29 protein-coding genes, 1 tRNA gene and 1 pseudogene are annotated in these 26370 nt (G+C 63.1%); 25 read left to right on the plus strand and 6 right to left on the minus strand.

Translation table 11 applies throughout. From position 1 onward, the window contains the following. Positions 1–71: 71 nt before the first annotated feature. Positions 72–1211, minus strand: coding sequence for a tRNA guanosine(34) transglycosylase Tgt (tgt, locus tag Q7O19_RS06215; RefSeq protein WP_303809314.1), 1140 nt, complete (start codon positions 1209–1211; stop codon positions 72–74). Positions 1212–1248: 37 nt separating this feature from the next. On the opposite strand from tgt, the gene Q7O19_RS06220 reads away from it, so the two are divergent. The 3 genes from Q7O19_RS06220 to Q7O19_RS06230 are packed head-to-tail and all read left to right on the plus strand — an operon-like array spanning position 1249 to position 2698. Beyond that, complete coding sequence (locus tag Q7O19_RS06220; protein WP_303783052.1) at positions 1249–1599, plus strand: hypothetical protein; 351 nt, start codon at positions 1249–1251, stop codon at positions 1597–1599. Positions 1600–1601: 2 nt separating this feature from the next. Further along, positions 1602–1967 (plus strand): hypothetical protein, encoded by a 366-nt coding sequence (locus Q7O19_RS06225; RefSeq protein ID WP_303809315.1) that lies wholly within the window; start codon positions 1602–1604, stop codon positions 1965–1967. Continuing rightward, entirely contained in the window at positions 1961–2698 is a 738-nt protein-coding gene (locus Q7O19_RS06230; protein ID WP_303809316.1) for a TlyA family RNA methyltransferase, read from the plus strand. Before Q7O19_RS06225 ends, Q7O19_RS06230 begins: the two co-directional genes overlap by 7 nt. Here the strand turns inward: Q7O19_RS06230 and Q7O19_RS06235 are convergent. After that, entirely contained in the window at positions 2695–2991 is a 297-nt protein-coding gene (locus Q7O19_RS06235) for an HNH endonuclease (RefSeq protein WP_303809317.1), read from the minus strand. The genes Q7O19_RS06230 and Q7O19_RS06235 overlap by 4 nt on opposite strands. 118 nt (positions 2992–3109) lie before the next feature. Between Q7O19_RS06235 and Q7O19_RS06240 the strand changes: the two genes are divergently transcribed. The 5 genes from Q7O19_RS06240 to Q7O19_RS06260 all read left to right on the plus strand — a co-directional run bounded on the left by Q7O19_RS06240 (position 3110) and on the right by Q7O19_RS06260 (position 6167). Then, entirely contained in the window at positions 3110–3586 is a 477-nt protein-coding gene (locus Q7O19_RS06240; RefSeq protein ID WP_303809318.1) for a TspO/MBR family protein, read from the plus strand. A 3-nt stretch (positions 3587–3589) separates the two neighbouring features. Then, positions 3590–3877 carry an accessory factor UbiK family protein gene (locus Q7O19_RS06245; RefSeq protein WP_303809319.1) on the plus strand — a complete coding sequence of 96 codons (288 nt, stop codon included), beginning with the start codon at positions 3590–3592 and terminating at the stop codon, positions 3875–3877. An 85-nt stretch (positions 3878–3962) separates the two neighbouring features. Next, positions 3963–4481: a YbjN domain-containing protein gene (locus Q7O19_RS06250; RefSeq protein ID WP_303809320.1), complete on the plus strand. Its 519-nt coding sequence runs from the start codon at positions 3963–3965 to the stop codon at positions 4479–4481. 20 nt (positions 4482–4501) lie between these two features. Beyond that, positions 4502–5290, plus strand: a complete 789-nt coding sequence (gene proC, locus Q7O19_RS06255; protein WP_303809321.1) for a pyrroline-5-carboxylate reductase — start codon at positions 4502–4504, stop codon at positions 5288–5290. 145 nt (positions 5291–5435) lie between these two features. Continuing rightward, positions 5436–6167 (plus strand): c-type cytochrome, encoded by a 732-nt coding sequence (locus Q7O19_RS06260; RefSeq protein WP_303809322.1) that lies wholly within the window; start codon positions 5436–5438, stop codon positions 6165–6167. On the opposite strand, the gene Q7O19_RS06265 is transcribed toward Q7O19_RS06260, so the two are convergent. Further along, complete coding sequence (locus Q7O19_RS06265; protein ID WP_303809323.1) at positions 6164–6694, minus strand: MarR family winged helix-turn-helix transcriptional regulator; 531 nt, start codon at positions 6692–6694, stop codon at positions 6164–6166. The genes Q7O19_RS06260 and Q7O19_RS06265 overlap by 4 nt on opposite strands. 141 nt (positions 6695–6835) lie before the next feature. On the opposite strand from Q7O19_RS06265, the gene Q7O19_RS06270 reads away from it, so the two are divergent. Beyond that, positions 6836–7747 carry a branched-chain amino acid aminotransferase gene (locus Q7O19_RS06270; protein ID WP_303809324.1) on the plus strand — a complete coding sequence of 304 codons (912 nt, stop codon included), beginning with the start codon at positions 6836–6838 and terminating at the stop codon, positions 7745–7747. A 136-nt stretch (positions 7748–7883) separates the two neighbouring features. Here Q7O19_RS06270 and Q7O19_RS06275 read toward each other — a convergent pair whose 3' ends face one another. Next, a complete protein-coding gene (locus Q7O19_RS06275) occupies positions 7884–9338 on the minus strand; it encodes an LTA synthase family protein (RefSeq protein ID WP_303809326.1) in 1455 nt (484 codons plus the stop codon). 265 nt (positions 9339–9603) lie between these two features. On the opposite strand from Q7O19_RS06275, the gene Q7O19_RS06280 reads away from it, so the two are divergent. From Q7O19_RS06280 to Q7O19_RS06310, 7 genes are all read left to right on the plus strand, one after another. Continuing rightward, on the plus strand, positions 9604–9846 hold the full coding sequence (locus Q7O19_RS06280) for a hypothetical protein (protein ID WP_303809328.1): 243 nt from the start codon (positions 9604–9606) through the stop codon (positions 9844–9846). A gap of 120 nt (positions 9847–9966) precedes the next feature. Further along, positions 9967–10791 carry a CoA ester lyase gene (locus tag Q7O19_RS06285; RefSeq protein WP_303809329.1) on the plus strand — a complete coding sequence of 275 codons (825 nt, stop codon included), beginning with the start codon at positions 9967–9969 and terminating at the stop codon, positions 10789–10791. Positions 10792–10996: 205 nt separating this feature from the next. Then, positions 10997–11071, plus strand: a tRNA-Gln gene (locus tag Q7O19_RS06290). Positions 11072–11138: 67 nt separating this feature from the next. Then, positions 11139–11642, plus strand: a complete 504-nt coding sequence (locus Q7O19_RS06295; RefSeq protein WP_303809352.1) for an alpha/beta fold hydrolase — start codon at positions 11139–11141, stop codon at positions 11640–11642. Between the two features lie 181 nt (positions 11643–11823). Beyond that, a complete protein-coding gene (locus Q7O19_RS06300) occupies positions 11824–12900 on the plus strand; it encodes a CaiB/BaiF CoA-transferase family protein (RefSeq protein WP_303809330.1) in 1077 nt (358 codons plus the stop codon). After that, positions 12897–13655: an enoyl-CoA hydratase/isomerase family protein gene (locus tag Q7O19_RS06305; RefSeq protein WP_303809332.1), complete on the plus strand. Its 759-nt coding sequence runs from the start codon at positions 12897–12899 to the stop codon at positions 13653–13655. The genes Q7O19_RS06300 and Q7O19_RS06305 overlap by 4 nt, the downstream gene beginning before the upstream one ends. Before the next feature lie 3 nt (positions 13656–13658). Further along, positions 13659–14618, plus strand: coding sequence for an NADPH:quinone oxidoreductase family protein (locus Q7O19_RS06310; RefSeq protein ID WP_303809333.1), 960 nt, complete (start codon positions 13659–13661; stop codon positions 14616–14618). Here the strand turns inward: Q7O19_RS06310 and Q7O19_RS06315 are convergent. Further along, positions 14611–15396 (minus strand): helix-turn-helix domain-containing protein, encoded by a 786-nt coding sequence (locus Q7O19_RS06315; RefSeq protein ID WP_303809334.1) that lies wholly within the window; start codon positions 15394–15396, stop codon positions 14611–14613. The two genes, Q7O19_RS06310 and Q7O19_RS06315, sit on opposite strands and share 8 nt — an antisense overlap. 178 nt (positions 15397–15574) lie before the next feature. On the opposite strand from Q7O19_RS06315, the gene Q7O19_RS06320 reads away from it, so the two are divergent. Further along, on the plus strand, positions 15575–16654 hold the full coding sequence (locus Q7O19_RS06320) for a sensor histidine kinase (protein WP_303809337.1): 1080 nt from the start codon (positions 15575–15577) through the stop codon (positions 16652–16654). Positions 16655–16711: 57 nt separating this feature from the next. Here the strand turns inward: Q7O19_RS06320 and epmA are convergent, their stop codons facing one another. Then, positions 16712–17731, minus strand: coding sequence for an EF-P lysine aminoacylase EpmA (gene epmA, locus Q7O19_RS06325; RefSeq protein WP_303809338.1), 1020 nt, complete (start codon positions 17729–17731; stop codon positions 16712–16714). Positions 17732–17823: 92 nt separating this feature from the next. On the opposite strand from epmA, the gene efp reads away from it, so the two are divergent. The 8 genes and pseudogenes from efp to Q7O19_RS06365 form a co-directional block, all read left to right on the plus strand. Next, positions 17824–18396, plus strand: a complete 573-nt coding sequence (gene efp, locus Q7O19_RS06330) for an elongation factor P (RefSeq protein WP_303809340.1) — start codon at positions 17824–17826, stop codon at positions 18394–18396. Positions 18397–18576: 180 nt separating this feature from the next. Continuing rightward, complete coding sequence (gene katG / locus Q7O19_RS06335; protein ID WP_303809342.1) at positions 18577–20787, plus strand: catalase/peroxidase HPI; 2211 nt, start codon at positions 18577–18579, stop codon at positions 20785–20787. A gap of 350 nt (positions 20788–21137) precedes the next feature. Continuing rightward, positions 21138–22352 carry a site-specific integrase gene (locus Q7O19_RS06340; protein ID WP_303809343.1) on the plus strand — a complete coding sequence of 405 codons (1215 nt, stop codon included), beginning with the start codon at positions 21138–21140 and terminating at the stop codon, positions 22350–22352. Positions 22353–22913: 561 nt separating this feature from the next. Then, a complete protein-coding gene (locus Q7O19_RS06345; protein ID WP_303809345.1) occupies positions 22914–23105 on the plus strand; it encodes an AlpA family transcriptional regulator in 192 nt (63 codons plus the stop codon). Continuing rightward, the gene (locus tag Q7O19_RS06350; RefSeq protein ID WP_303809346.1) at positions 23102–24052 is read left to right on the plus strand and encodes a hypothetical protein; all 951 of its coding nucleotides are present in this window, start codon (positions 23102–23104) and stop codon (positions 24050–24052) included. The genes Q7O19_RS06345 and Q7O19_RS06350 overlap by 4 nt, the downstream gene beginning before the upstream one ends. Further along, positions 24039–25526, plus strand: a complete 1488-nt coding sequence (locus Q7O19_RS06355; protein ID WP_303809348.1) for an AAA family ATPase — start codon at positions 24039–24041, stop codon at positions 25524–25526. Before Q7O19_RS06350 ends, Q7O19_RS06355 begins: the two co-directional genes overlap by 14 nt. Then, a complete protein-coding gene (locus Q7O19_RS06360) occupies positions 25523–25825 on the plus strand; it encodes a hypothetical protein (protein ID WP_303809350.1) in 303 nt (100 codons plus the stop codon). The genes Q7O19_RS06355 and Q7O19_RS06360 overlap by 4 nt, the downstream gene beginning before the upstream one ends. 393 nt (positions 25826–26218) lie before the next feature. Continuing rightward, positions 26219–26370, plus strand: a pseudogene (locus Q7O19_RS06365) (IS5/IS1182 family transposase); the annotation flags it as partial.

Below are 26370 nucleotides of genomic sequence, written 5' to 3' on the forward strand. Positions count from 1 at the left end.
CTGCTGGCACAAACGCCGCGCACCGGCACGTAGGACAACGTCTGCCGTACCCAAGCCGGGGCGCAGCCGTATCAGCGGCGTTTTGCGTGATAGCGGGCGAGGAAGGCGGCGGCGAAATCGCCCAGTTGCTGCTCTGCAATCGCGCTACGCAAGCCTGCCATCAGCTGCTGGTAGAAACCGATATTATGCTGGGTGAGCAGCATCGCCCCCAGCATCTCGCCCGCCTTGATCAGATGGTGGAGATAGGCGCGGCTCGTCGCCTCCGGCCCGTGACAGACCGAGCAGCGGCAATCGTCATCAAGGGGTGACAGATCCTCGCCATGCACGGCATTGCGCAGGTTGAGCGGGCCATCATGGGTGAAGGCCTGGCCGTTGCGGCCTGATCGCGTGGGCAGCACGCAATCGAACATGTCCACCCCGCGCACCACGGCGCCAACGATATCATCGGGCTTGCCGACACCCATCAGATAGCGCGGCGCATCCTCCGGTAGCTGGTCAGTGGCATAATCCAGCACGCCGAACATCGCCAGTTGGCCTTCGCCCACCGCCAGGCCGCCGATGGCATAACCGTCGAAGCCGATGGCGCGCAGCGCGGTCGCAGATTCAGCGCGCAGACGTTCATCCAGCCCGCCCTGCTGGATGCCGAACAACGCCGCACCCGCCGCATGCTCGCCGCCGGCATCGAACGCCGCCCGGCTGCGCGCCGCCCAGCGCATCGAACGGTACATGGCGTCCTTCACCACTTCGCGCGGGGCGGGCAGGGCGACCAGTTCATCAAACGCCATGATGATATCGCTGCCCAGCAGGCGCTGGATTTCCATCGAACGTTCCGGGCTCATCAGATGCCGGCTGCCATCGAGATGGCTGGCAAAGGTGACGCCTTCCTCCGTGCGCTTGGTCAGGCTGGAAAGGCTCATGACCTGGTAACCGCCGCTGTCGGTAAGGATGGGGCGGTTCCAGCCCATGAACGCATGCAGGCCACCCAGTCGCGCTATCCGCTCCGCCGTCGGGCGCAGCATCAGGTGATAGGTGTTGCCCAGGATGATATCGGCGCCGGCGCTGCGCACTTCGCTGGCGCGCATTGCCTTGACCGTGGCGGCTGTTCCCACCGGCATGAACGCCGGCGTGCGGATTTCGCCGCGGCGCATCTGGATCGTGCCGGTGCGCGCCTTGCCGTCGCGGGCATGGATGTTGAAGGCGAAACGAGTCATTGGCCGCGCATAGCGTCTGTGGCAGGCTTTGGCCAACATGCTTGGGGTTTTGCTTCTGCTGGCGGCTGCCGATCCGCTCACCGCGCCCGCGGTGGGGACGGCGGCGACCTGCCTGATCGTTGGCCGCCAGTTGGAGTATAAGGTGGCCAGCGCCGATGTGCTGCTGGTGCGCGCTGGCGGGCGCTGGCACCGATCGCGTCTGCCCGATGGCTGCCCCGGCCTCAAACCCAACATGATCATCGTGCGCCGCGACGCGTCCTCGCGCGCCTGCGCCAATGATCTGTTCGAGGTGAAGGACAATTTCACGCCTGAGGTGTTCAGCCTCTGCCGGTTCGGCCGGTTTGAGCCGCTGGACAAGGCGAGCCGATTCTTACGATGGGGAGAATGAATATGGTGAAATCCTGGAGCCTTGGTGCGGTGCTGCTGTTGGGCGGTTTCGGCGCCGGTTTGGCGGTCGCACAGGTGCAAACCGGGCGCACGCCGCAGTTTGCCAACGAGGAGGTGAAGGTGTGGCGTTCGGTGATCGCGGTCGGCAATCCGCTGCCGTTGCACCGCCACGATCATCCGCGCGTGCTGATCGCCTTGAAGGGCGGCACCATGGATATTCGCGAGGAAACCGGCCAGTCCGACATCCAGAATTGGGAAACCGGCAAGGCCTATTGGCTGCCGGCCAACCCCAAGACGTTGCACCAGGATGTGAACGTGGGCAAGGAACCCATTGAAGTGATGGTAGTGGAGCTGCAAAAAGCGTGGTGAAGTCGCGCGTCGATCAACTGCTGGTGGAACGCGGGCTGGTTGAAAGCCGTACCCGCGCGCAGGCGCTGGTGATGGCCGGCCTGGTGTTTTCCGGTGACCGCAAGATCGCCAAGTCCGGCGACACGCTGGCCGCGGATGCGCCGCTGGAGGTGAAGGGGCGTGACCATCCCTGGGTGTCGCGCGGCGGTATCAAGCTCGATCACGGTCTTACCCATTTCGGCTGGGACGTGGCTGGCGCGGTCGCCATCGATGTCGGCTCCTCCACCGGCGGCTTCGCCGATGTGTTGCTCAGCCGCGGCGCCACCCGTGTCTATGCAAACGATTCCGGCACCAATCAGCTGGCGTGGAAATTGCGGCAGGATCATCGCGTTGTCGTGCTCGAACAATTGTCGGCCCGCCTGCTGACGCCGGAGCATATCCCTGAGCCGATCGATATCATCGTCTGCGATGCCAGTTTCATCAGTCTGATGAAGGTGTTGCCCGTGCCGATGGGTTTCGCGAAACCCGGCGCCCGCCTGCTGGCGCTTATCAAGCCGCAATTCGAAGCCGGCCGCGAGGATGTGGGTAAGGGCGGCGTGGTGCGCGACGAAGCGGTGCGCGACCGCGTCTGCCGCGACGTCGCCGCGTGGCTGGAAGGGCAGGGCTGGGCCGTTGCCGGCCTCACCACCAGTCCCATCACGGGCCCGGTAGGCAATGTGGAATTTCTGATCGGCGCCCAGCGCGCCGATTAACGCTTCTTGCCATTGGTGGGCGCATGGAAATCCGGTGGTTTGCCGGCCACCCACGCCGCGAACGCCGCCACGCCCGGCTCCGCCAGCACGGCGGCCTTGTCTGCCCCCATGCGGCCCAGCTGGCTGTTGCTGAAATGGGCGTGGATGGCTTCGTGGCAGATCGGGTGAACCTTCTGGCGATCCCGTCCGCCCTTGGCCTTTGGCACCGGATGATGCCACTCGACGGTTGCACCCAGCGGCCTCCCGCACAGCCAGCAGCTGTCAATCACGGGCACTGCGTCACTGTCCACCATGCGTCACGTGTAGCGTGGCAGCGGGCAACAGGCTATACCAACGGCAATGTCCATCCCTGAGTCCCTTGACGCGCCTGAACCCTGGTTTTCCACGGGGAGTTTTTCGCGGGCGGCGATCGTGGCGGTGCCAGCCATCTTGCTGATGGGCGGACTGGTGGCGCGCATCGCCGGCTCCACCGATACCAACCCGTGGTACCAGTCGCTCACCCTGCCGGCGTTCCAGCCGCCGGGGCCGCTGTTCGGCATTGCCTGGGCCATTCTCTACACGCTGATCGGCGTGGCCTTCGCCATGGTGTGGGGCACGAAAAAGGTGCCGGGAAAGCGCCTCGCCATCGCGCTGTTCGCCGTTGGCTTTGCCATCAATCTTACCTGGTCGCCGGTGTTTTTCCGCCTGCACATGATTTCCGCCGCGCTGGCCATCATCGCGGTGATGCTGCTGGTGGCGATCACGACCACGTGGAGCTTCTGGCGCGTCAATCGGCTGGCCGGCTGGCTGATGCTGCCCTATTGCGCCTGGCTGTGCTTTGCGGGCGTGCTGAATATTGCCATCATGATGCTCAACCCCATGGCCGATTCCATGCAGCTGGGAGTTTGAACAATGCAGAACGACAATAAACTGTTTGAAGACCTGTCCAAAGTCGCCACCGCCGCCATGGGCACGCTGGCCGGCGCCAGCCGCGAGTTTTCCGGCGTGGCACGGGAACGGATGAAGGAATTCGTTGGCGCCAGCGAGATCAGTCGCGACGAATTCGATGCGGTGAAAGCCATGGCTGACACGGCCCGCGGTGAAATCGAGGCGCTGAAGGCGGAAATTGCCGCGCTGAAAGCCGAGCTTGCGGAGTCGGCGGCAAAGAAGAGCCGCAAATCTGGTGGGGCAGACGCCTGATATCCACAAGATTTTGCGTGCCTTGCTCTTGCCGAATCGGCAAGGCTTGCACAGTCTGTGCAGTGGCCGGTAAGGGAGAGGCACGATGAGCTTTTCCGAAATTGATGTCAGCGCGGGCGAGCCCGCCCCGATCGACCTGCTCGAACAATTGTTCGACGCCAATGGCTGGGCCTCCGAACGTGTGGGTGATGAGGAAATCATCACCACGGTGAAGGGTGGCTGGTGCACCTACCAGCTGCGCGCCCTATGGCGTGGGGAAGACCGGGTGCTGCAGATCATTGCCCAGGCCGATCTCACCGTGCCCGCGGATCGCCGGCTGGCGGTGTATGAAACCATCGGCCTGATCAACGAACAATTGTGGATGGGCCATTTCGAACTCTGGTCGGCCGACGGCATGATCCTGTTCCGCCACGCCACGTTGCTGGCCGATGATGATGCCGAAGATGGCGGCGACCTGTCGCCGGCCCAGGCCGAAATCCTCACTGATGCCGCCGTGGAAGAGTTCGAGCGTTATTATCCGGTGTTCCAGCTGGTGTTGCTGGCGGGCCAGAGCCCGGTCGAAGCATTGGCCGCCGCGCTGATCGAGACAGCCGGCGAAGCATAAGACCGGTTTTGGGAGCAGACATGACAGCGAGTGCGCAGATCGGGGCGCCGATCTGGTTGATTGGCTGTGGCAACATGGGCGGCGCGTTGCTGCGGCGCTGGCTGGCCGAAGGGCTGGGGCCTGTTGCCGTGATCGATCCCGCCGCCCGCAACCTGCCGCCCGGCGTCGAAGCTTCGGCTCGCCCGCCGGCAGAAGGCAAACCCGATATCGTCGTTCTTGCCGTGAAACCACAGGCCTGGGCGCAGGCGGTGTTGCCACTTGCCGGCCGGCTGGGGCCGCTCACCCTTGTGATTTCGGTGATGGCTGGTGTGCGCACGGAGGACCTGGCCCGGCTTTTCCCGGGCGCCGGCATCGTGCGCGCCATGCCCAACACGCCGTCTGCGGTGGGGCAGGGGGCCACCGCGCTGTTCACCCGCGACGGCGATATCGTGCAGGGCGCCGCCGAAGCCTTGTTCCAGCCAGTGGGGCAGACGATCTGGCTTTCCGATGAAGTCCAGTTCGACGCCGTCACCGCCGTTTCCGGTTCCGGCCCGGCCTATGTGTTCCACTTCATTGAGGCGCTGGCCGCCGCTGGCGAAGCGGCTGGCCTGGAACCGGCCATGGCCATGCGCCTTGCCCGCCAGACATTGATTGGGGCCGCCGCGCTCGCCGCGCAGGATGGCGCGACCCCCGCTGCCGCCTTGCGGGAACGCGTCACCTCGCCCGGCGGCACAACAGCGGCCGGCCTTTCGGTGCTGATGCCGGGCCTGACGCCGCTGCTGGAAAAGGTGGTGGCCGCAGCGGCGGAGCGGTCACGCGAACTGGGCTGACACGTTGGCGCGACTGACATAATCTCTCGCTTGGGAGACAAATGCCGTGCCGCGATGGGTGAAGCTTGGTCTGGGGGTGATCGGCGCATCGCTGCTCGTGGTGGCCGGCACCGCAGGCGGGTTGTGGTGGGCCGGACAGCAGTAATTGACGAAGGATCATGGCGCGCTGCCGTCAACGGTGGCGGGCGGACCCGGTAATGCGGCGCTGGGCGCGCGCCTGGTGGGCGTTTATGGCTGCAACGGTTGCCACGGCAAGGCACTGGCCGGCGAAGACTTCTATGGCATGGTCGCGCCCAATCCGCGCCGCCGCGCCCGCGAGTGGGCGCGTGAGGATTTCGCGCGCGCTGTGCGTCACGGTCTGCACCCCGATGGCACCAGCATCAGTTGGGCAATGCCAACCGAAATGTTTGCCGTCATGGCCGACAACGAGATTGCCGCCATTCACGCCCATCTGCGCCGCCTGCCGGCCGCCACAGATGCCCAGCCGGTCACGCTGAAACATCGTCTGTTCAAGGCCTATGCCGCCGCCACCGGCGAGTTGATCCCCAATGTCGTGCTGGTGCGGGCCACGGATGCTGGCCCTGCTGTTGCTCCGGCACCCGGTACGCCGGCATGGGGCCCCTATTTCACCCGGCTTGCCGGCGCTGAGTGTCACAATAACGGACTTGGCGGCTTTGGCAGCGATACGCCTGCCTTGGCGGATGCCATCCAGGTTTATGATTGGCCAGCCTTTGTGCGGCTCACCACCACCGGGTGGCCGCCGGATGGACGCAAGTTGCGGTTGATGACGGGCGTGGGCCGGGAACGATTGGTGCACATGACCGACGCCGAACGCCGGGCGCTGTTCGATTATCTGAAGGCGCTCTCGCCGCCTTAACCCTGCAGTGCTTCCACCTGCGGGCGGTCCGCCGGCGGCACCAGGCCCATCAACACCGCCCAGAAACCGGTGACGGCCTGCTGCCCGGCTTCGCAATAGGCGCGCGCCATCGATCGTTCGAGATCGGTGAACAGCCGCGCTTCCAGTGCCGCGCCCGACGCCGTAAGGGTGAGCAGGCGCTGGCGGCGATCCGTCACGCCCACACGCTGTTCGACCAGTTCGCGGTTGCCCAGATCATTCAGCACCCGGCCCAGCGACTGCTTGGTGATGCCGAGCAGGCTGATGAGTTCCCCCACCGAAAGCCCCGGCCGGCGCGCGATGAAGTAAAGCGAGCGGTGATGGGCGCGACCCAGCCCCTGTGCTTCCAAAATCGCATCGGCACCCCGGATCATCGACGTGTAGCCGAAATAGAGCAGTTCGATGCCGCGCCGGATCTCGTCCTCGCGCAGGAACAGCGGCGAGGCCGGCGTCACCTTCAGGGGGGAAACCGCGGCCTGAGCAGCGGCTGCGGAAATTGGGACAGTCATGTTGACTTACCTGCCACAAGGGCTATGCCAACACAAGCGGGGCGCGCAATTCCCGGCAAGGCGGCGGTGGCCACACTGTTCGTTTGTTGCCGGGGCAGGGCGGCAGGCCTCATCATTGTTTCTGGGGACAGGGTTTCTGCCATGACCGACGCTACCTTCGACGATCGTAACGGCTTCATCTGGATGGACGGTGAATTGAAGCCCTGGCGCGAAGCCAATGTCCACATCCTCACCCATGGCCTGCACTATGCCAGCTCCGTGTTCGAAGGCGCGCGGGCCTATGGCGGCCATATCTATGCGCTGTCGGCCCATTCCCAGCGCTTGCGCGATTCGGCCGAGCTGATGGGCTTTCCGCTGCCGTGGAGCGTTGCACAGATCGACGAGGCCTGCCGGCAGACGCTGGCCGCCAACGGCCTCACAAATGCCTATGTTCGCCCCGTCGCCTGGCGCGGCAGCGAACAGATGGGCGTTTCGGCGCAGAAGACCAAGGCGCATCTCGCTGTCGCCACCTGGGAATGGGGCGCTTACTTTGGCCCGGAAGCTCTGAAGAAGGGTCTGCGCCTCAACATCGCGCCGTGGCGCCGGCCCGCGCCCTACACGGCGCCGGTGCGCGCCAAGGCGGCCGGTCTCTACATGATCTGCACGCTGTCCAAGCACGCGGCGGAAAACGCCGGCTATAATGATGCAATGATGCTAGATTGGCGCGGGCAGGTGGCCGAAGCGACGGGCGCCAACATCTTCTTCTTCCAGAACGGTGAACTGCACACGCCCACACCCGATTGCTTCCTGGATGGCATCACCCGCCGCAGCATCATCGCGCTCGCCCAGCGCCGCGGCATCAAGGTGGTAGAACGCGCGATCTGGCCGGAAGAACTGGCCAGTTTCCAGGAAGCCTTCCTGACAGGCTCAGCCGCCGAAGTGACGCCGCTGGCCGATATTGGCCCATGGAATTTCCAGGTGGGTGAAGCGACGCTGCAACTGGCGCAGGATTACAGTGATCTCGTCCACGGCCGCATCACCGGCGTGCAGCCGGTGCCTTCGACGCAGCGCTAAAGCGTTTCCAGAAACGCATCGACCTGGGCGAAATGCCTAGGCCCCTTCTATGGACCACCGCGACCCCCTCTGGCACCGCCAAAGGGGGTCAGTGTTGGAAGCCGATGCGGGGTCAACTTTGCGCGCCGATTGACACTCAGGCCGTGATCGTGCTCGCTAGCAAATGGTGCAATTGCGCTGGGGTGAGATCGTGCGGTTGGCCGGAACCGTTGAGCAGCGCGCCGTCGGCGCCAAAGCGCAGCAGCACATAGGGCGTGTCCCGATCTCCGCCGGGGTCGACCAGGCCGCTAATGCTGGGGCGGTGATCGCCATAGAACAGCAGGATCGCCGGCTTGCGAAGGGCGGCGATCTCGTCGATTAGGCGGGCAAGCATGGCATCGCCCTTGGCCACCAGCCGCAGATAGGCCGTTGACCGATGGCCATTGCTGTCGGCCGGCCATGGGCCATGGTTTTCGATAGTAACCGCGTGGATGAAAACGGGGCCAACGGCGCTGCGGGCGCGGTCCATGATCACATCGGCGATGGCGGCATCGGTCACATAACGATGTTCCCCCTTGGCCGGCATGCAAAAAGCGTCAGGCCCGACCATTTCGGTAAAGCCGGCCGCCGGCATGATGGTATCGCGGTTGTAGAAGCCCAGATCATACGGATGAACAAACAGGCTGCGCCAGCCGGCACGGGCCAGGCGTGCGGGCAGGGCGTAGCTGGCCTCGCCCAGGGCGGTGAGGAAGGGATCATAGCGGCGGAAGCCCAGCACATCCTCGTCCCGGCCGAAAATAACGCCATATTCAGTGCGGTTGGTATAGGCGCCAAAGCCCGATACAAGCAGCCGGCCTTGCACCCAGGCATCGCCCCGTGCCGCGGCCAGCCAGGGCAGGGCCAGCGCCGGTTCGCCGAACAGTTCGGACGGATCGGCAAAGCTTTCGCATTGCACCACCACCACCAGTTCGGCACTAGCCTGGGCCGACAGGGAAGCTGAACACGGCGCCGGATCTTCGCTTGCCCGCCAGCGCCATGAATAAAGCAGCAGGCTGGCCAGAAGGCCGTGGCGGGCCAGATCAGCGCGGGCGTCGGGCACCACGGCCACGCCCTGCCACGGTGGTAGGATCAGGCTGATCCGGATGGTGAGCAGCGACGCCACGAGTACGGCCAATCCGGACAGATGCGGCAGAATTGCTGCTACGAATTGCCAGGCCAGCAATGCCAGCAGGCCGGCAGCACCGGCCACCAGTGCCGCCAGTTGCCACGTCTGCAAGGCCGAAAGATAGAATTGCGGGTGACGGAACACGGCGGCCACTAGTGCCAGATCGGAAAATACCAGGGGTTCACCCAGCATGGCGTTCTTCGCATTGGAAACCAGCGCCAGCATGGCCACCAGCCCCAGCGCTACCAGCGCCGATACCATAACATTCCCGCACAGCGCCTGCACCAGGCCAGCGGTTGCCAGCAGGATTAACAGATGCAGCCACACGCCGGCAAAGCTGCGAAGGCGGCGCTCGCGCACGAGGGCGTCTATCAGCAGCGATGCCGCCAGAAACAGGCCAAAGGTCAGGCCAAGGCTTAACTCGGTGCGAGCCATTGTGTCTTTCATATGACGACTACCATGGCGCAACCGTTAAAATTTAGATACATAACTGAGGATTACGGGCCTGTCATTATATCTGTATTCAGAGATGGCGGCTCAGATGACGCGGAACTCCAACGGGCAATGCGTGGCGCTTCGGGGATGCTGTATGGGGGGCAACAGGTAGGGCCGTGGTCAGCGCGCATCATCTTGCGCGGGCTTGTCGACAGGCGCCATCATCTGCATTTATGGGGTTCGGTTCAGCAGAGCGGGACCGCCGTTGATGCCTGACATGACCAGCTCCGCGCCCGCTGAGGCCGTCAGCCTGTCGCCGGCGCCGTGCAGTGTGCTGTTGCTGCAAGGTCTGATGGTACCGCTGTTTCGCCGCCTGGGCCCACGCCTGATCCGCGCCGGCCACCGCGTGCTGATCGAACGCTGCCTGACCCCCGGCGGCTTCTTCTCCGACGAGGCGCTCGAAAAGGTTGTCAGCCACGCCATCGCCCGCTTCGAAGGCCGCCAGCTGGCGCCCGAATGATCAGGCCTGATCCTGATAAAGCAGGGTCACGCTGATCCTTCGGTTGCGCGGACAACCGACATATTGGGCTGACGATTAGGCGCATTGCCCAGGCGGCTTCGCTTTGGCAGCATGTGGGCCATGGATATGACTCGTCTGCGCTCTCTGCTGTACCTGCCCGCCAACCGGCCCAGCGCCATTGCCAAGGCGCACACCTTGGCCGTCGACGCGGTGATCCTCGATCTTGAAGACGCGGTGCAGCCCGATGCCAAGCCCGATGCCCGCGCCGCTGCCGTGGCGGCTGTAATCGATGGCGGATGGGGCGATCGGGTGCTGTTCTTGCGGGTGAATGGCATTGGCACGCCTTGGCATGGCGATGATTTGGCCGCTGCGCAGACGCAAGGCTTTGCCGGCATCGTGGTGCCTAAGGTGGACACCGCTGCCGAAGCCACCGACGTCGTGGATCGCGCCGGCGGGCGGCCGGTGCTGGCAATGATCGAATCCCCGGCAGGTGTGCTCAATGCTGCCGCAATTGCCGCCACGCCGGGCGTGGCCGGCCTCATTGCAGGCATGGCCGATCTGGCCAAGGCACTGAATTGTGGCGCTGATGCGAACCGCATGCCCTTGCTCTACAGCCTGTCCATCATCGTCCTTGCCGCCCGCGCTGCGGGAATCGCATGCTTTGATGGCGTGTGCACAGAGTATCGCAACGAAGCCGCATTCCGGGCCGAAGCCGGCCAAGGCAAGTTGCTTGGCTTTGACGGTAAAACGCTGATTCACCCCAGCCAGGTCGATCTCGGCAACGCGGTCTTCTCGCCTTCAGCCGGTGATTTGGCGAAGGCCCGGGCAATGATTGCCGCCTATCAAGCTGCTCTTGAGGCTGGGCGCGGCGTGGCCACACTCGACGGCCAGATGGTGGAAATCCTGCACGTCGAACAGGCACGGCGGCTGCTGGCGCGGGCCTAGGCCACCTCGGCCCCTCCCGCCGCACTCGTGGCAAAAGGGCGAGAAGGTCCCGCTGTGCGCTGCAACTGGCGCTGTTCATGGCCACGTTTCTGAAGCGGCGTCGCCGGCCTGTCAAACAGCTGCGGCGTAGGCATTGCGGCAAAGAAGGGCTTGGCAAAGCGCGTGCGATTGCCTAACCGGCTGAGCGCTCAGTCAGTTGGTCTGTTGGGGCGTCGCCAAGCGGTAAGGCACCGGTTTTTGGTACCGGCATTCCCAGGTTCGAATCCTGGCGCCCCAGCCAACTTTCGAAAATCGTTTTTTATTAAGAGTTTGTGATGAATTGATGCCTCCGACGGGGGCAGGCGCCGCTGGCCGATCGGTTCACGCTGGTGGCGGTGGATCGGCGCGGCTTTGGTGAATCCAGTGCGCCGGCCGACCTAGCCGAAGAGCCGGCCGATGTGGCGCGTGTGGCCGCGGCGCTGGGCATATCCCGTTATCATCTCGTTGGGCTGAGCCAGGGTGGCAAGGTGGCCCTGGCGCATGCGGCGACGCAGCCGGTCGGGTTGGAGCGGCTTGTGGTGATTGGTGCGCCCATCGCTGCCGAATTGGCCGTGCCGCATGAAACCGTGCCAGCCGCCGAGATGGCCGCGCCGGCCCGCGCCGGCAAGCTGTCCGAGATGCGGCAGTTGTGGCTGGCCCATCCGCTCACCGCTGGTCGCCCGGAAGTGCGCGCGGCGATGGCGGCGATGCTGTTGGGCTACGATGGCCGCGATCTTGTGTCTCCGGGGCGGCCGTTGACGGTGACGCCGGACGATGTGAAGCGCATCGCCGTGCGAGCAACCGCGCTGGCTGGGGAAGACGAGACGCCGTAGCGGCGCACGGTGGTCTCTACGCTGGAACAGGCCGGGTTGGCCACCGGCTTCATTCGCGGTGGTGGCCATCTGGCGCCGCTGGATGCGGCGGCCGAGACCAACCAAGCCATCATCGCCGCACTGGCCTGAGCCTGCCACAGTCGCAGGTTGACGCCGGCAACGCTTCGCGGTGCAGTGCATCATGGGCAAACTTTCCGGCATCCGCGTCATCGATCTCAGCATGTTCCTGCCCGGCCCGATGCTGACCTTGATGATGGCCGATCAGGGGGCAGACGTGATCAAGGTCGAGCCCGCCGCCGGTGATCCGGCGCGCACGCAGGGACCCTTCGAAGACGGCCACAGCATCTGGTTCGCCAACCTCAATCGCGGCAAGACCAGCGTTGTGCTCGATCTGAAGAGCGAAGCTGGCAAGGCGGCGCTGGCCGATCTGATCCGCGGTGCCGACGTGTTCGTGGAAGGCTTCCGCCCCGGTGTTATGGCGCGCCTGGGTTTTGGCTGGGACGATGTGCGGGCGCTCAATCCGCGCATCGTCTATTGCTCCATCTCCGCCTTTGGCCAGCATGGCGCCCTGGCGCATCATCCGGCGCACGACATGGCGGTGCAGGCGCTGGCCGGCTTCCTGAGCGTGAATGATGGCCCGGATGGAACACCGGCGGTGCCCGGCGTACCGGCAGCCGACGTGGCGGCGGGGCTCACCGGGCTGGCCGCCGTGCTGATGGCGCTGATCGGGCGGGAGAAGACCGGGCAGGGCGACCATATCGATATCGCCATGTTCGATAGCCTGTTGCCGTGGGGTGCCCATATCGCCGGCAGCGCGCTGGCGGGCGGGCCAAGCCCGCGTTCCGACAACCAGCGTTCACTGGGCGGCGCGGCGTTCTACAATGTCTATGACACCGAAGATGGCCGCCACGTCGTGCTGGGTGGCCGCGAGATCAAATTTGCCCGCGCCTTGCTCACCGCGCTGGGCCGACCCGATCTGATTGCACTGGCCGAAGCCGAGGCGGGCGAGGCGCAGGCGCCGCTGATTGCCTTCCTTCGCGAGACGTTTCGCTCCCGCAGCCGCGATGAATGGGATGCGTTCATGGCCGATCTTGATGTCGCCTACGCCCCGGTGCTGGATTTCGCCGAAGGCTTTGCCCAACCCCATATCGCCGAACGCGGCCTGCTGAACGGCGTCCACATCGCGCCGGCCATCCGTTTCGCCGGGGAGACTTACACGCCCGGCCCGGTGCCGCCATTGCAAGGAGACGCGCCATGAGCCTGCGCCTGGAACATGATGGCCCCATCGCCCGGCTGCTGATCGACCGCGCCGACAAGCGCAATGCCTTCACGCTGGCCATGTGGCACCTGCTGCCTCGCCTGCTGGCAGAGGCGGCGGCGCTGCCCGATCTGCGCCTGCTGCTGGTGCAGGCCGCGCATCCCGGTGGGGCATTCTGCGCCGGGGCCGATATCCCCGAGCTGCTTGCCAACAAGGACGATGCCGAATGGCTGGCCGCCAACCAGGCCGCGATCAACGAGGCCCAGCATGATCTGACGCGCTTTCCGCTGCCCACCATCGCCTGGGTGGAAGGCGACGCGGTGGGCGGCGGCTGTGGCCTGGCGCTGGCCTGCGATCTGCGCATCGCCACGCCATCGGCCCGCTTTGGCATCACGCCGTCGAAACTGGGCATTGTCTATCCGCTGCACGATGTGAAATTGCTGATCGATCTGGTCGGGCCGGGGCAGGCCAAGCGCATGCTGTTTTCCGGGCAGTTGCTTGATGCCGATGAGGCGCACCGCATTGGCTTGGTGGAACTGCTGGCCGGCGGGCCATCCTGCATCAAGGATGCGATCGTCGCCGCCTCCCGCCATTCGACCAAGGCGGCCAAGGGCTTTGTGCGCCGGGTGCTGGATGGGCAGACGGCGGATGATGCCGAAACGCTGGCGATCTTTGCGGCCGCGTTTGCGGGCCAGGATTTCGCCGAAGGCGCCGCGGCCTTCGTTGAGCGGCGCAAGCCGCAGTTCAAGGCCTGATCCATGCGCGCTGCCGTCTGTTCCACGCTGTCGCCCGATCTGACAGGCCTCGCCTTGCACGATAATTGGCCGGAGCCTCACGCACCGGGGCCGGGCGAAGTGCTGGTGGCGGTGAGCCATGCTAGTCTGAACTTCCCCGACTATCTGATGCTGCAAGGCGGCTACCAGTTCAAACCCGATTTGCCGTTTATCCCCGGCACCGAAGGCAGTGGCACCGTGATTGCCGCCGGGCCGGGGGCAGAGGCGCTGTTGGGTCAGGCCTTGATGCTCGGCGCGCGCAGCGGTCTGATGGCGGAGCGGATCACCCTGCCGGCGCGTGGGTTACGCCCGGTTCCGCAAGGCCTGACCATGGCCGAAGCCGCCGCCTTCACCGTGGGCGCGCTGACGGCCTGGGTGGGGCTGGTCGAGCGCGGGCGGCTGCAAGCCGGAGAGCGTGTGCTGGTGACCGGCGCCGGCGGCGGCATGGGCCGGGCGGCGGTGCAACTGGCGGCGCACATGGGCGCGCACGTGGTTGCGGTGGCCTCATCCGAAGCGCGGCTGCAACTGGCGCGCGAGGCTGGGGCGCAGGAGGCTTATCTGGTCGATCGTGAGCATCCGCAAATCCCGGTGAAGGATATCGATCTGGTGTTCGATCCGGTCGCCGGGCCGCTGGTGATGCCGCTGGTGAAATGCCTGCGTCGCGGTGGGCGTTACGCGATCATCGGTTTCGTCGGCGGGCGCGGGGAAAGCGTGCCCTTGAACCGCCTGCTGCTGAAGGAGATCGCCTTGATCGGCGTGCGCGCCGGTGAACAGGGCCGGCAGGACCCGGCCGCCGGGGTGCGGCATATCCAGGAGATTGATGCGCGGGCGGTGCACATGCGGCCACACATCGGGCTTGAATTGCCGCTGGCCGTCGTGCGCGAGGCGTTTGCGGCGATGGGGGAAGGGCGGATCGAGGGGAAGTGCGTGATCCGCGTCAGCTGAACGCTGCTCGCGTCGCCTCATCCGCCGGAAACAGCAACTCCAGCCGCAGATCGCGCACGGTGACATCCTCGCTGGTGCCGCACTGGGCCACCACCGACAGGAAGCTCATCAACCCCGCCGGCCCGCGAAACACCACCGGCAGCACCGGTGATCGGGTGCGCGCGGCGCGATAGGGGTGCTTCGCCGCCGCCGCCCGGGTGACGGTTATCAGTTCGGCCAGCACCGGATCATCACCGGCCACTGATTGCTCCAACGCCAACCGCTCCAGGCTTTCGTGCAGCACTTCGGGCAGATTGGCGATCAATTCGGGCGCCCGCGGGTGACAGGCGGTGAGGCGGAAGACGTTGGGCGGCCCGTTCCACCCTTCCAGCAAGGGGCTGAGCATCGCCGCTGCCGACGCGCTGGCCTCCAACACATTCCAGTGCCGATCACACAGCAAGGCCGGGAAGGGCGCATGGTTCTCCATCATCGTGCTCAGGATCGCCCGGAATGGCGCAATCGCCTCCGATGCCAGCGGCGAGGCGGGATAGGCCGAGGCAAACCCCGCCGCACCCAGCAGATGATTGCGCGCCGACAACGGCAGCGCCAGCGCTTCGGCCAGGGTCAACACCATCTCCCGGCTCGCCATCGCCCGCCCGGATTCCAGGAACGACAAGTGCCGCGCACTCACCCCGGCGTCGAGCGACAACATCAGCTGGCTCACCCGCCGCCCCGCGCGCGCCGCCTTCAACGCGGTGCCGAACGGGCCGGGATCGTGGATGTCTGCGCGCGTTGCCATCGCGGCATGATGGCAGGTTGGCGCAGGCGCGCAATGATGTCCAAGGTAAGGGTAGTGATGATGTTGGGGTGGAACTGCAGGACTGGAGCGGGACCTCACGCGCGCCACGTTCCAAGTCAATTATCTGATATACAAGAATAAATTTAAATAAACGATATAGGTATCATTACCTTGAGTAGTGCAATATATTACCCGCAGCTTTTCCATTGTGATAACCGAATGTACAAGTGTCTTTGCGTATTATCAGACGTCATTAAAGAAATTTAATTTTTTGCCAATCAAGAGCCTTGTTTTGGCGCTCGACGTGCTAATTGGTTTTATCTGCGCTGCCATGACTGTCGCAGTGCGACTGCTGATTGAAAATTTCTGGCAAGGCGTGATTTTGTTTCCGCTGGTTTTTCCAACTGTGGTCGCAGCCACCTTGCTGTCGAACTGGCGCGCTGGCCTTGTTACCATCGCGGCATGTCAGACCATCATCTGGTATTTCATGATGCCGGTGAAAAATTCGTTCGTGCTGCCGAACACCAGTGCCGCCGTGTCGTTGATCCTGGCCACGGTGGCAGAGCTTTTGCTGCTTGTGATGGTCCACAAATTTCAGCTGAGCCGGCGCCGGATCATTGAACTCGATGCCTTGCGCATCGCCGATCTGGAGCTTGCCATCGAGGAGCTCGATCACCGAACGATGAACAATTTTCAGTTGGCAACGGCGCTGTTGTTGATCGAGGGAAAACGTATAGATGCGCGCGAGGCGTTCGAAGCGCTTGAGAGAGCCAGCAACCGGCTGCATGTCCTGGCCAGCGTTCACCAGAAGCTGAGGCACAAAGGCACGGACATCCGCTCACGTGACCTTGCGGCGCTGCTTGAGGAGATATTGGTCGCCGTCCGCACAAACGCAAAAAGCCGATCGGAGATATCAATCACGTCCGACTTGAAATCGTTCAACGTGCCAGCAGAACATGCAGTCAACACCAGGCTGATCGTGAACGAACTTGTGACCAACGCTTTGAAGCATGCATTTCCTGCCGGCAAGGGCGTCATTCACGTCACATTGGCTCCCCACGATCACGGCTACCGTCTTGTGGTGATGGACAATGGCGTTGGGCGGACGCCGGAAGCAAATGCAGGCTCCGGATCGCGGCTCTTGCCGATGCTGGCCAATTCGGCCGGGGGCGAACTTTCGTACGGCGATGGCCCCGGCACGATTGCGATCCTGCATGTTCCCAGCATCGAGCGTCGCAGCGCTGCCTTTGCCGCTTGAGGGCTAGGCGGATCGCGCCGAGGCAGATGCCGGCCTGCGCCAGCATGATAGCGAATTTCAGCCGGGGAACGGGGTCCAGATCACCTGCCTGATATCGGTGCCGCCCAGGGCCAGCAGGGCAAGGCGGTCGAAGCCCAGCGCGACGCCGCTGGCCGGCGGCATGTGGGCCAGCGCGGCGATGAAGTCTTCGTCGATGGGGTAGCGGCGGCCGTAGAGGCGCTGCTTCTCGTCCATATCGGCCACGAAGCGGCGGCGTTGTTCGGCGGCATCGGTGAGTTCGCCGAAGCCGTTGGCGAGTTCGACGCCGCAGGCATAGGCTTCAAAGCGTTCGGCCCAGCGTGGATCGGTAGGGCAGGGGCGGGCCAGCGCGGCTTCGCAGACCGGATAGTGGGTGAGGAAGATGAGGCGGCCGTCGCCCAGTTTCGGTTCGATGGTCACGATGACCTTGCTGAACAGGTCGCTCCACATGTCGTCGGCGCGCACGTCGAGGCCGATGCGGGCGACTTCAGCGGCCAGTGCGTCGCGGTTGTCGAGGCAGGCAGCGAGATCGATGCCGGCGTGGCGCGCGAAAGCTTGTTCGCAACTGAGCATTTCCGGTTCGGCCATGGCATCGCAGGTGCGGCCGCGCCATGAAAGCAGACCGTTGCCGGCAGCCTGCGCGGTGCGGGCCAGGGCCAGCGTGTCGGCGATCACGACGGTCCAGTCGGCGTGGGCGCGATACCATTCCACCATAGTGAATTCGGGCGCGTGCAGCGGGCCCTGTTCGCCATTGCGCCAGACGCGGGCGAAATCGACGATCTTCGTTTCGCCGGCGGCCAGCAGTTTCTTGGCAGCGAATTCCGGGCTGGTGTGCAGATACAGTGTCTGTTCCGCACCGCCTTCCGGCCGCCATGTGACAGGGAAGCCGTGCAGATGTGTCTCGTTGCCGGGCGAGACTTGAACGGCGCCGCATTCGACTTCGGTGAAGCCTTCGCCAGCGAACCAGCCACGCAGCGCCGCCTTGATGCGGCCCCGGCCCAGCAGGAAGGGGCGGCGGTCGGCGTGGATATCGGTATGCCAGAAGGGGCGAGGTTCCATGTTTTTCCTTGAACAAAGCCGGTGGCATGCCCTAACGGCGTGCAGAATTATAAGCATCAGGTTTTTTGGCGCGATGGCGCACAGGGGATATCATGGTCAAGGAAATCGCGAGCAATTTCCGCAAGGGTCAGGTCATCGAGCATGAGGATGGCCATCTCTATGTCGTGCTGAAGGCCGAAACCTTCCGCCCCGGCAAGGGCACGCCCACCACCACCATCGACATGCGCCGCATCACCGATGGCGTGAAGACGGTGATAACGGTGAAAACCACGGATACCCTGGAAAAGGCGTTCGTGGAGGAAGTGCCGCACACTTATCTCTACAAGGATGGTGACGAGTATATCTTCATCAACATCGAGACATACGACCAGATCAGCCTGACCGAGGCGATGATCGGCGACGGCATCGGATTTTTGCAGGAAAATGCCGAGTGCAAGATCCTGATGTTCGACGGCAAGGCCATCACCATCACCCTGCCAACCCGCGTGACGATGGCCATCCTTTCGACCGAACCGGTGGTGAAGGGGCAGACCGCATCGTCCAGCTACAAGCCTGCGATCGTGGAATCCGGCGCCCGCGTGATGGTGCCGCCTCACATCGAAGCCGGCACCCGCATCGTGATCAACACTGACGACAGCAGCTACGTGGAACGCGCCAAGGATTGATCCGGCGTTTCCCATCGGGGCGTGAAGGGGCTGGCCGCAGGGCTGGCCCTTTTTTCGTTTTGGCTTAGCGATTTTTTCGATTGCAGCGCGAGGGACAATCAATTTCTTGATTTGAACGCTGGGGCCTATGGGCGGTGGAGTCGGGGTAACCCCGGATTGCAAGAGAGGGATAACACGCAGATGTCACGTTCATTCGCATCGATCGTCGCACTGGCCATTGCCGGCCTGAGCGCCGGCAGCGCCACTGCCATGGAATCCAGCATGAGCGGCAACACCACGCCGCAATTCTGGTGGCCGGAACTCGTCGATCTCTCCCCGCTGCGTGGGCAGGCGCCGCAATCCAATCCCTACGGCCCGGATTTCGATTATGCGGCCCAATTTTCCAAGCTCGATCTGAAGGCGGTGAAGGCCGATATCGCCAAGGTGCTGACCACCACCCAACCCTGGTGGCCGGCTGACTATGGCAATTACGGCCCGTTCTTCATCCGCATGGCCTGGCACAGCGCCGGCACCTATCGCATCGCCGATGGCCGCGGCGGCGCCGGTGGTGGCCAGCAGCGCTTTGAACCGCTGAACTCGTGGCCGGACAACGGCAACCTCGACAAGGCCCGCCGCCTGCTGTGGCCGGTGAAGGCCAAATATGGCCGCGCGCTGAGCTGGGCCGATCTGATGGTGCTGGCCGGCAACGTGAGCCTTGAAACCATGGGCTTCAAGCCGTTCGGTTTTGCCGGTGGCCGCACCGATGATTGGGAAGCCGACAAGGTCTATTGGGGCCCGGAAAACAAGATGCTGGACGACAAGCGCTATAGCGCCGGCCGCAAGCTGGGCGGGCCCCTGGGCGCCGTGCAGATGGGCCTGATCTATGTGAACCCGGAAGGCCCGAATGGCGTGCCTGATCCGCAGATGGCCGCCAATGATATCCGCGAAACCTTCGGCCGCATGGCGATGAACGACGAGGAAACCGCCGCGCTGATCGCCGGTGGCCACACGTTCGGCAAGGCGCACGGTGCCGGCAGCGCCACCAACGTGGGCAAGGAACCGGCCGCTGAAGCCCTTGAAAAGCAGGGCTTTGGTTGGGAAAACAAGATGGGCAGCGGCAAGGGTGCCGATACCATCACCTCGGGCCTGGAAGGCGCGTGGACGTCGGCCCCAACCCAGTGGACGATGCAGTATCTGGAAAATCTGTATCGCTTTGAATGGGTGCAGACGAAGAGCCCGGCCGGCGCCATCCAGTGGGAGCCCAAGGACGCCAAGGACCAGAAGTTCGTGCCCGATGCCCACCGCGAGGGCGTCTATCACGCGCCGATCATGTTCACGACCGATCTCGCGCTGCGCACCGATCCTTCCTACAAGAAGATCACGCAGAATTGGCTGAAGAACCCCAAGGCGTTCGAAGATGCCTTCGCCCGCGCCTGGTTCAAGCTGACCCACCGCGACATGGGCCCGCGCACCCGTTACATCGGCCCGGATGCACCCAAGGAAGTGTTGAGCTGGCAAGATCCGGTGCCGGCGGTTGATCACCCGCTGGTGAACGATGCCGACGTGGCGACCCTGAAGGCGAACGTTCTGGCCAGCGGCCTGACCGTGCCGGAACTCGTCCGCACCGCCTGGGCGGCGGCGGCCTCCTATCGCGGCACCGATGGCCGTGGTGGTGTGAACGGCGGCCGGCTCCGTCTTGCCCCGCAGAAGGATTGGGCGATCAACAACCCGGCCGAACTGGCCAAGGTGCTGCCGATTCTGAGCAAGGTGCAGGCCGATTTCAACAAGGCCGGCGCGCGCAAGATCAGCATGGCCGATCTGATCGTGCTGGCTGGCAATGCCGCGGTGGAAAAGGCTGCGGCTGATGCTGGCGTGGCGATCACGCTGGCCTTCACGCCGGGCCGCACCGATGCGTCACAGGCGCAGACCGACGTGGCCAGCTTTGCCGCGCTGGAACCCAAGGCCGATGGCTTCCGCAATTACTGGACGGCGGATAGCTACTATAACCCGACGCAAGGCCTGATCGATCGCGCCAATCTGCTCGGCGTGACCGTGCCGGAAATGACCGTGCTGGTGGGCGGCCTGCGCGTGCTGGATGCCAATGCCGGCGGCAGCAAGGTGGGCGTGTTCACCGCCAAGCCGGGCGTGCTGACCAATGATTGGTTCGTGGGCCTGCTCGGCATGGAAACCAAGTGGCAGAAGTCCGCCACCGAAGGCCTGTACGACGGTGTTGACCGCACCACGGGTGCCAAGAAGTGGACGGCGAGCCCGGTGGATCTGCTGTTCGGCAGCCATTCGGAACTGCGTGCGGTGGCCGAAGTTTATGGCGCCGCCGATGGCCACAAGCAGATGGTGGCCGATTTTGCCAAGGCGTGGACCAAGGTGATGAACCGCGATCGCTTGAGCAAGTAAGGATAGGTCCGGGCCCGCAAGGGCAGAATCGGAGCGGCGCTTCTCCCCCGAGAAGCGCCGCTTTTTCTTTGTTCAGGCGCGGCCCGAATACAGCAAATGGCCGGGACCGGTTTCAAAGGTGGGTCGAAAGGTGGATTTTACCCGAATGCTTCTAATAACACATTGAAAACATTGAATATGTGGCGGACAGAGTGGCCGCTAGTTTACTGTTCCACATGTATCCGTGAAGACACACGTCACCCATAAACACCTGAAAAGATGTCTATATGTGATCTAACTTGCAAAGTTCGAATCTTACAGTGCCATATCAGCCCCACGCCAATGTGGGGCCAGATGTGGAGTAAGAGCTAATGCAGCTGATCACGGATGTGAAGGCGAGAAGCGTCAAGCCAGGGGACAAACCAGTGGCGCACGGGGGTGTTCCAGGCCTGAGGTTGGAGCCTGGATCGATCAAGGGACGCGGCAAGTGGATACTGCGCTACGTGTCACCGGTTTCGGGCACACGCCGCGACATGGGACTTGGATCGTATCCAGACACTGGCATTGCTGCAGCCAAGATATCTGCCGAAGCGGCCAGGGCGACAATCGCGGGCGGCGGCGACCCCATCTATGCCCGTGAGCAGGCACGTGAAGCCCAAAAAGCAAAGCAGGCAGCCCTTACCTTCGAGCAGGCCGCCATTCAGGTGCACGAGGAGCAGAAGGCCGCTTGGCGAAACGAGAAGCACCAAGCCCAGTGGATCAATACGCTGAAGCAGTATGTGTTCCCAATGATCGGCACCAAGCTGGTGGCTGATTTGAAGCCTGGTGACTTCGCCGACGCATTGCGCCCTATTTGGCTTGATAAGGCCGAGACAGCTTCACGCGTCCGCCAGCGCTGCCAGGCGGTCATGAAATGGTGCTGGGCGCATGGTCATGTGACCGGCAATCCCGTCGACGTTGTCGACCATCTGCTGCCCAAGCAGCAAGGCAAGCGGGTTCGCGTGCAGCATCATCCAGCCATGCCCTGGCGTGACGTGCCGGCGTTTGTTGGATCGGCACTGCGGGGAGGACGTCCCAACTCATCGGGGCCGCTGCTTGAGTTCGTCATTCTGACCGCTGCCAGGTCAGGGGAAGCGAGGTTCATGACCTGGGACGAGGTCGACCCGAAGGAAAAGGTTTGGACGGTCCCCGCCAACCGCATGAAGGCGCAGGTCGTGCACCGTGTGCCGCTGTCTGACCGTGTAGTGGCGATACTGACACAACAGCGAATGACCTATCCAGAGGCCGACCTGGTGTTCCCTGCGCCGCGCGGCGGCGTATTCAGCGACATGGCGCTGACCAAGTTCCTGCGCGATCGTAATGCGGTCAGCAGCGAGAAGGGCCGCGCTGCCACTGCCCACGGATTCCGGTCATCGTTTCGCGACTGGGCGTCTGAAAATGGCTACCAGCGGGACATTGCTGAGCGGGCGCTGGCCCACACCATCTCTAATCAGGCTGAGGCCGCTTATCACCGTACTGACCTGCTGGAGCAGCGGCGGATGATGATGGAGGCTTGGGCTTTGCACTGTGCCGGGAACGCGAAATGACTAAGGCAGTGAGAAGAGAGATGCCAGAGCAAAGCAAGTTGCATGTTGGGTCAATGCAGAAAGTGGCAAGGGGACTGCATAAAAATCTGCCTGACGTGAATCGCTCAGAAAGACGTAGGCTAATTATATGCATGTTGAAATGCGTAGCGCTGCATAATGCAGTTGTTGATCGGTCAATTCACAGGAAATATGCTGGAAGAAAGCCTGCTTATAACATTGCAGTTTTACTAGTTGATATCGTTGTCGATGGTGTCTGCGACATGCGCGATCTAGATCGACTGTCTTCCGGTTCGTATTGGGAAGGAAGAATGTCTGTCGATGACTCAGAAAGGCTCGAAAGTAACAAGCTTGAACGGTGCACAAGGGCTGTTCTTGATGGGGTAGGGATCCAGCATAGTACGCTTCAAACACAAGCTAGACACGCAAAAAAAATTATCGAACTAAATAAGTAACTTATCGCATTGATATTACACAGCTGTGTAAAGTTTTATTTTCATCACCGGACCACAATGGTCCCTAAGGGGTATGCCAGTCTCCGAAGCCCATCGCGGAGATTGAGTGATGCCCGAGAATTACCAGCTGCTACGTCGACCCGATGTTTCGAACAAGCTCGGCATTAGCAAAACACAAATCTATCGGCTGATCAAAAGAGGCGCGTTCCCAGCGCCCCACAAGCTGTCTGAACGCGTATCGGTCTGGAACGAAGCTGACATCGACGCTTGGCTGACCTGCAAATTCGGAGAACAGGCGTGACCTCTGGCGCTTCTCTCGATGCCCGCTTCTGGGCGGCGCTAGGCTTCCCGCTGCAGGTTGTCTCGCTGAAATCTGGCGGCTCCGGCGTCAAATGCATTCATCTAGGCGACAATTTCGCTTTGCAAGCCAGCGTAAAACAAGCGGCGGCGCTCAATGCCGAAGGCTGGAATCTCTATTACGAAGTCAACGTGTCGTCCAAGGTTGGGCAGCGAAGCACAACAGCCGACATCACCCATCTGCGCGCCATTGTCGGTGACATCGACGCCAAGTGCGGCCGTACGATCGAAGAATGCCGTGAGGCTGTGGGCCAGCTACCGCTGCACCCCTCATTCGTGATCCACAGCGGCGGTGGTCTTCAAATCGTCTATCTGCTGAACGGGCGGCCGGCAGCTGATGAAAGCAACCTGAAGACCTACGAAGCTATTGGCCGAGCATTGGCTGATTTGGTCGACGGCGACGCTGTGTTTGATGCGCCCCGGCTGATGCGCCTCCCTGGCTTCACCAACCACCCCACACCCAAAAAGGCCGCCACCGGGCGTACAGCCGCCAAAGCCCAGGTGGAAACCGCCACGGGCGAAGCCTTCACTCTGAGCGACCTGGCTGCCGCCTTCATCATCCCGCCGGCGACTGCTACCAAAGCGCGCTCACTGGGTGATGACCTGGCCGGCGGGCTTAGCGGGCAGTCCAGTGGCTTTTCATGGTTCGATCTACTGTCACCAGCAGACAAAACGGCCTGCCTTGCGTCCATGTTGCAGGCGCCGGCTGTAGTCGCCCTTGCCGATACGTCCGATGGCGATCCCAGTCCTAACTGGCGAACAGTGCTTGCGGCCTGCGCTCGATCGGGTGCGCCTGATGCGTACGCGCTTTGCAGAGCATGCTTGGCCACGAGTGACCGTTTTGATCCCCGAGACTTCGAACGCCGGTGGAATAGCTATGTTAACGCTTGAACGACAAATCAGCATCGGCAGTCTGATCGCGCTCGCCAAGGCGGGCGGCTGGGACGCGTCGTCATGGATGGCGCGCGCGACATCTCCTACACCGGCAAATACATTCCCGGTGACCATCGACCAGTTCGACATCGCCAATATCTGGAACAACATTCCCCACAGGGCTTGGCTGCTGCCTCCCTATCTGGTTGCCAAACATTACTCGATGCTGGTTGCCACCGGAGCAAGTGGCAAAAGCGCCATCGCCATCACCATGGCACTGGCTCTCCTTACCGGCCGTGAAGACCTTCTCGGGGTCAAGGTCGTGCGCCCATGTCGGGTGCTGTTGATCAACGGTGAAGACGGACACGAGGAACTTGTTCGAAGAATCCGCGCAACATGCCTTCATTTTGGCATCGACCTGCCAGAAATAGCGCATCGGCTAAAGGTCATTGGTGCCCGGCAGGTGCCTGGACTGACGTTAAACCGGCTCCAACCAGGCGGCGTGGTTGCCGATCAAGCGGGCTTGGACAAGCTGGAAGACCTCATCCGGCAATCCGGCGCTGATGTGGTCATTCTCGATCCCTTGAGTTCCTTTCTGCCTGGCGGAACCAACGATGGAGCGTCGGCCAGTGCTGTTGCCGGCCGCCTCACCGAAATTTGCGTCTCTGCCGGTTGCGCGATGTTGTTGGTACACCACACGTCCAAGGCCGCGCAGCGTGAGGGCGATAATGATCCGACTGCAGCCCTGGGGTCGGCGATGTGGGCGAACCACGCGCGCTCTGTTTTGAACTTGCGCCGTCCAACCGACTTTGAGGCTCAGGCAATCGGCCGGCTGCCCAGCGCGATAAGAGATTTACTTGTGTTGCTGCATTCCAAGGCGAACCTCAGCCGCGCGGAGGATGCCATCTTCTTCGAGATGGTGGGCGTAGAACTGCCGAACGCTGAGCCGCCATTATTCCCGAACGGCGACAAGATAGGGGTTGCGACGCGGCTTCTGCCCGGTGCTAGCGCTGGACTGTTCTCACCCGCGATGGAGGCCGCAGCGGTCGCCCGGATCGCAGCAGCCGCAACCACTAGCATACCATATAAGGCCAGCGGTCGACGCGGCCGGCAAGACTTTAAGCCGGACATTGCCGTTATACTGGCCTCACACTTCCCAGGCGAAAGTCAGGTAGCACGCGAGAAGTTGGCCAAAATCCTTATCGCACACCTCATCAACAGCGGCCGCGTTGTGATCAGTCATGAGCCCCTGCCGCGCGCTGGTAAAGGAAAAGGCGGCGGCAAATCAGATGCGGTGCTTCGCGTCGCCAACCGGCATGTGCCGGCAGGCGCGGGCACCGGTGCACCGCAGGGCACCAATTCAATTTTGGAATCGATGAGTGCCTCGGTGCACGGGCAGTCGGTCCCCGCCCAAGGGGGCACCGAATTGCCCCTAGGGGGTGTGGGGGAAAGTGGTGCACCCGAAACCAGCCACCAGAGGAGCGAAACATGAACTGGTACGATTATCCTTTTGCGAACGATGATGATGAGCCGAACTGGGTTGAGAACGCCAAAGGCAACCATTGCCTGATCATCGACGATGCGATCGCTGCGACCGTCTTCAGAAAGCTGGAGACATACGCTTGGGCGATCATCATCAACCGTAACGGCGTTGGATACTTTGTCGACGATGAGGGATTCGATGACGTGCCCGTTGCGATGGAACGCGCCGAGGCGATCGTGAACGGCGCGAAAGCCTCTCTGGTGAAGATGCAACCGCGTGGCAAGCGGGTCCAGCGAAGTGCGCCCTGAAGGCTACATCCGGCAACTGCGGGCCATGGCCGAGGCGGTGCGGCAGGATCATGCCGCCCGCCAACGGCCGCATGCCCGGTTGCGCACAACTGTGCCGCTTAGGACCCAGATCACCGAATTGATGAGCAGCTTGCCGCCCGCCCAGCGCAGCCGGCCATGGGCAATCATTGATCTACAGGGCAGGTTGCAGGGGCGTTATCAGGACCGCCCCGGTCTCGGCGATCTCGGCCTCGCCCTGCGTTCGCTGGGCTGGGTGAGGGTGCGCGATTGGACGAGCATGGGGGCCGGCCGACGATTCTGGAGGCCTTCCTCGGAAACCGGTGCCCGCCCTAAAGATGCCGGGCGAAGCCGGGGCTGACCTGGAGTAAGGCCTTCATAGGTTGGAGCGGCATCTTGCTGGATGGCCTGCCCAAGGCGGACTGGCTGCTGGGCGACCGGGGTTATGACGCCGACTGGTTCCGCGATGCCCTTGAGGAGAAGGGGATTACGCCCTGCATCCCGGGCAGGAAATCCCGCACAAAGCCCGTCAAATACGACAAGCGCCG

The sequence above is a fragment of the Sandarakinorhabdus limnophila DSM 17366 genome (assembly GCF_945882885.1).
In the GTDB taxonomy this organism is placed as follows: domain Bacteria; phylum Pseudomonadota; class Alphaproteobacteria; order Sphingomonadales; family Sphingomonadaceae; genus Sandarakinorhabdus; species Sandarakinorhabdus limnophila_A.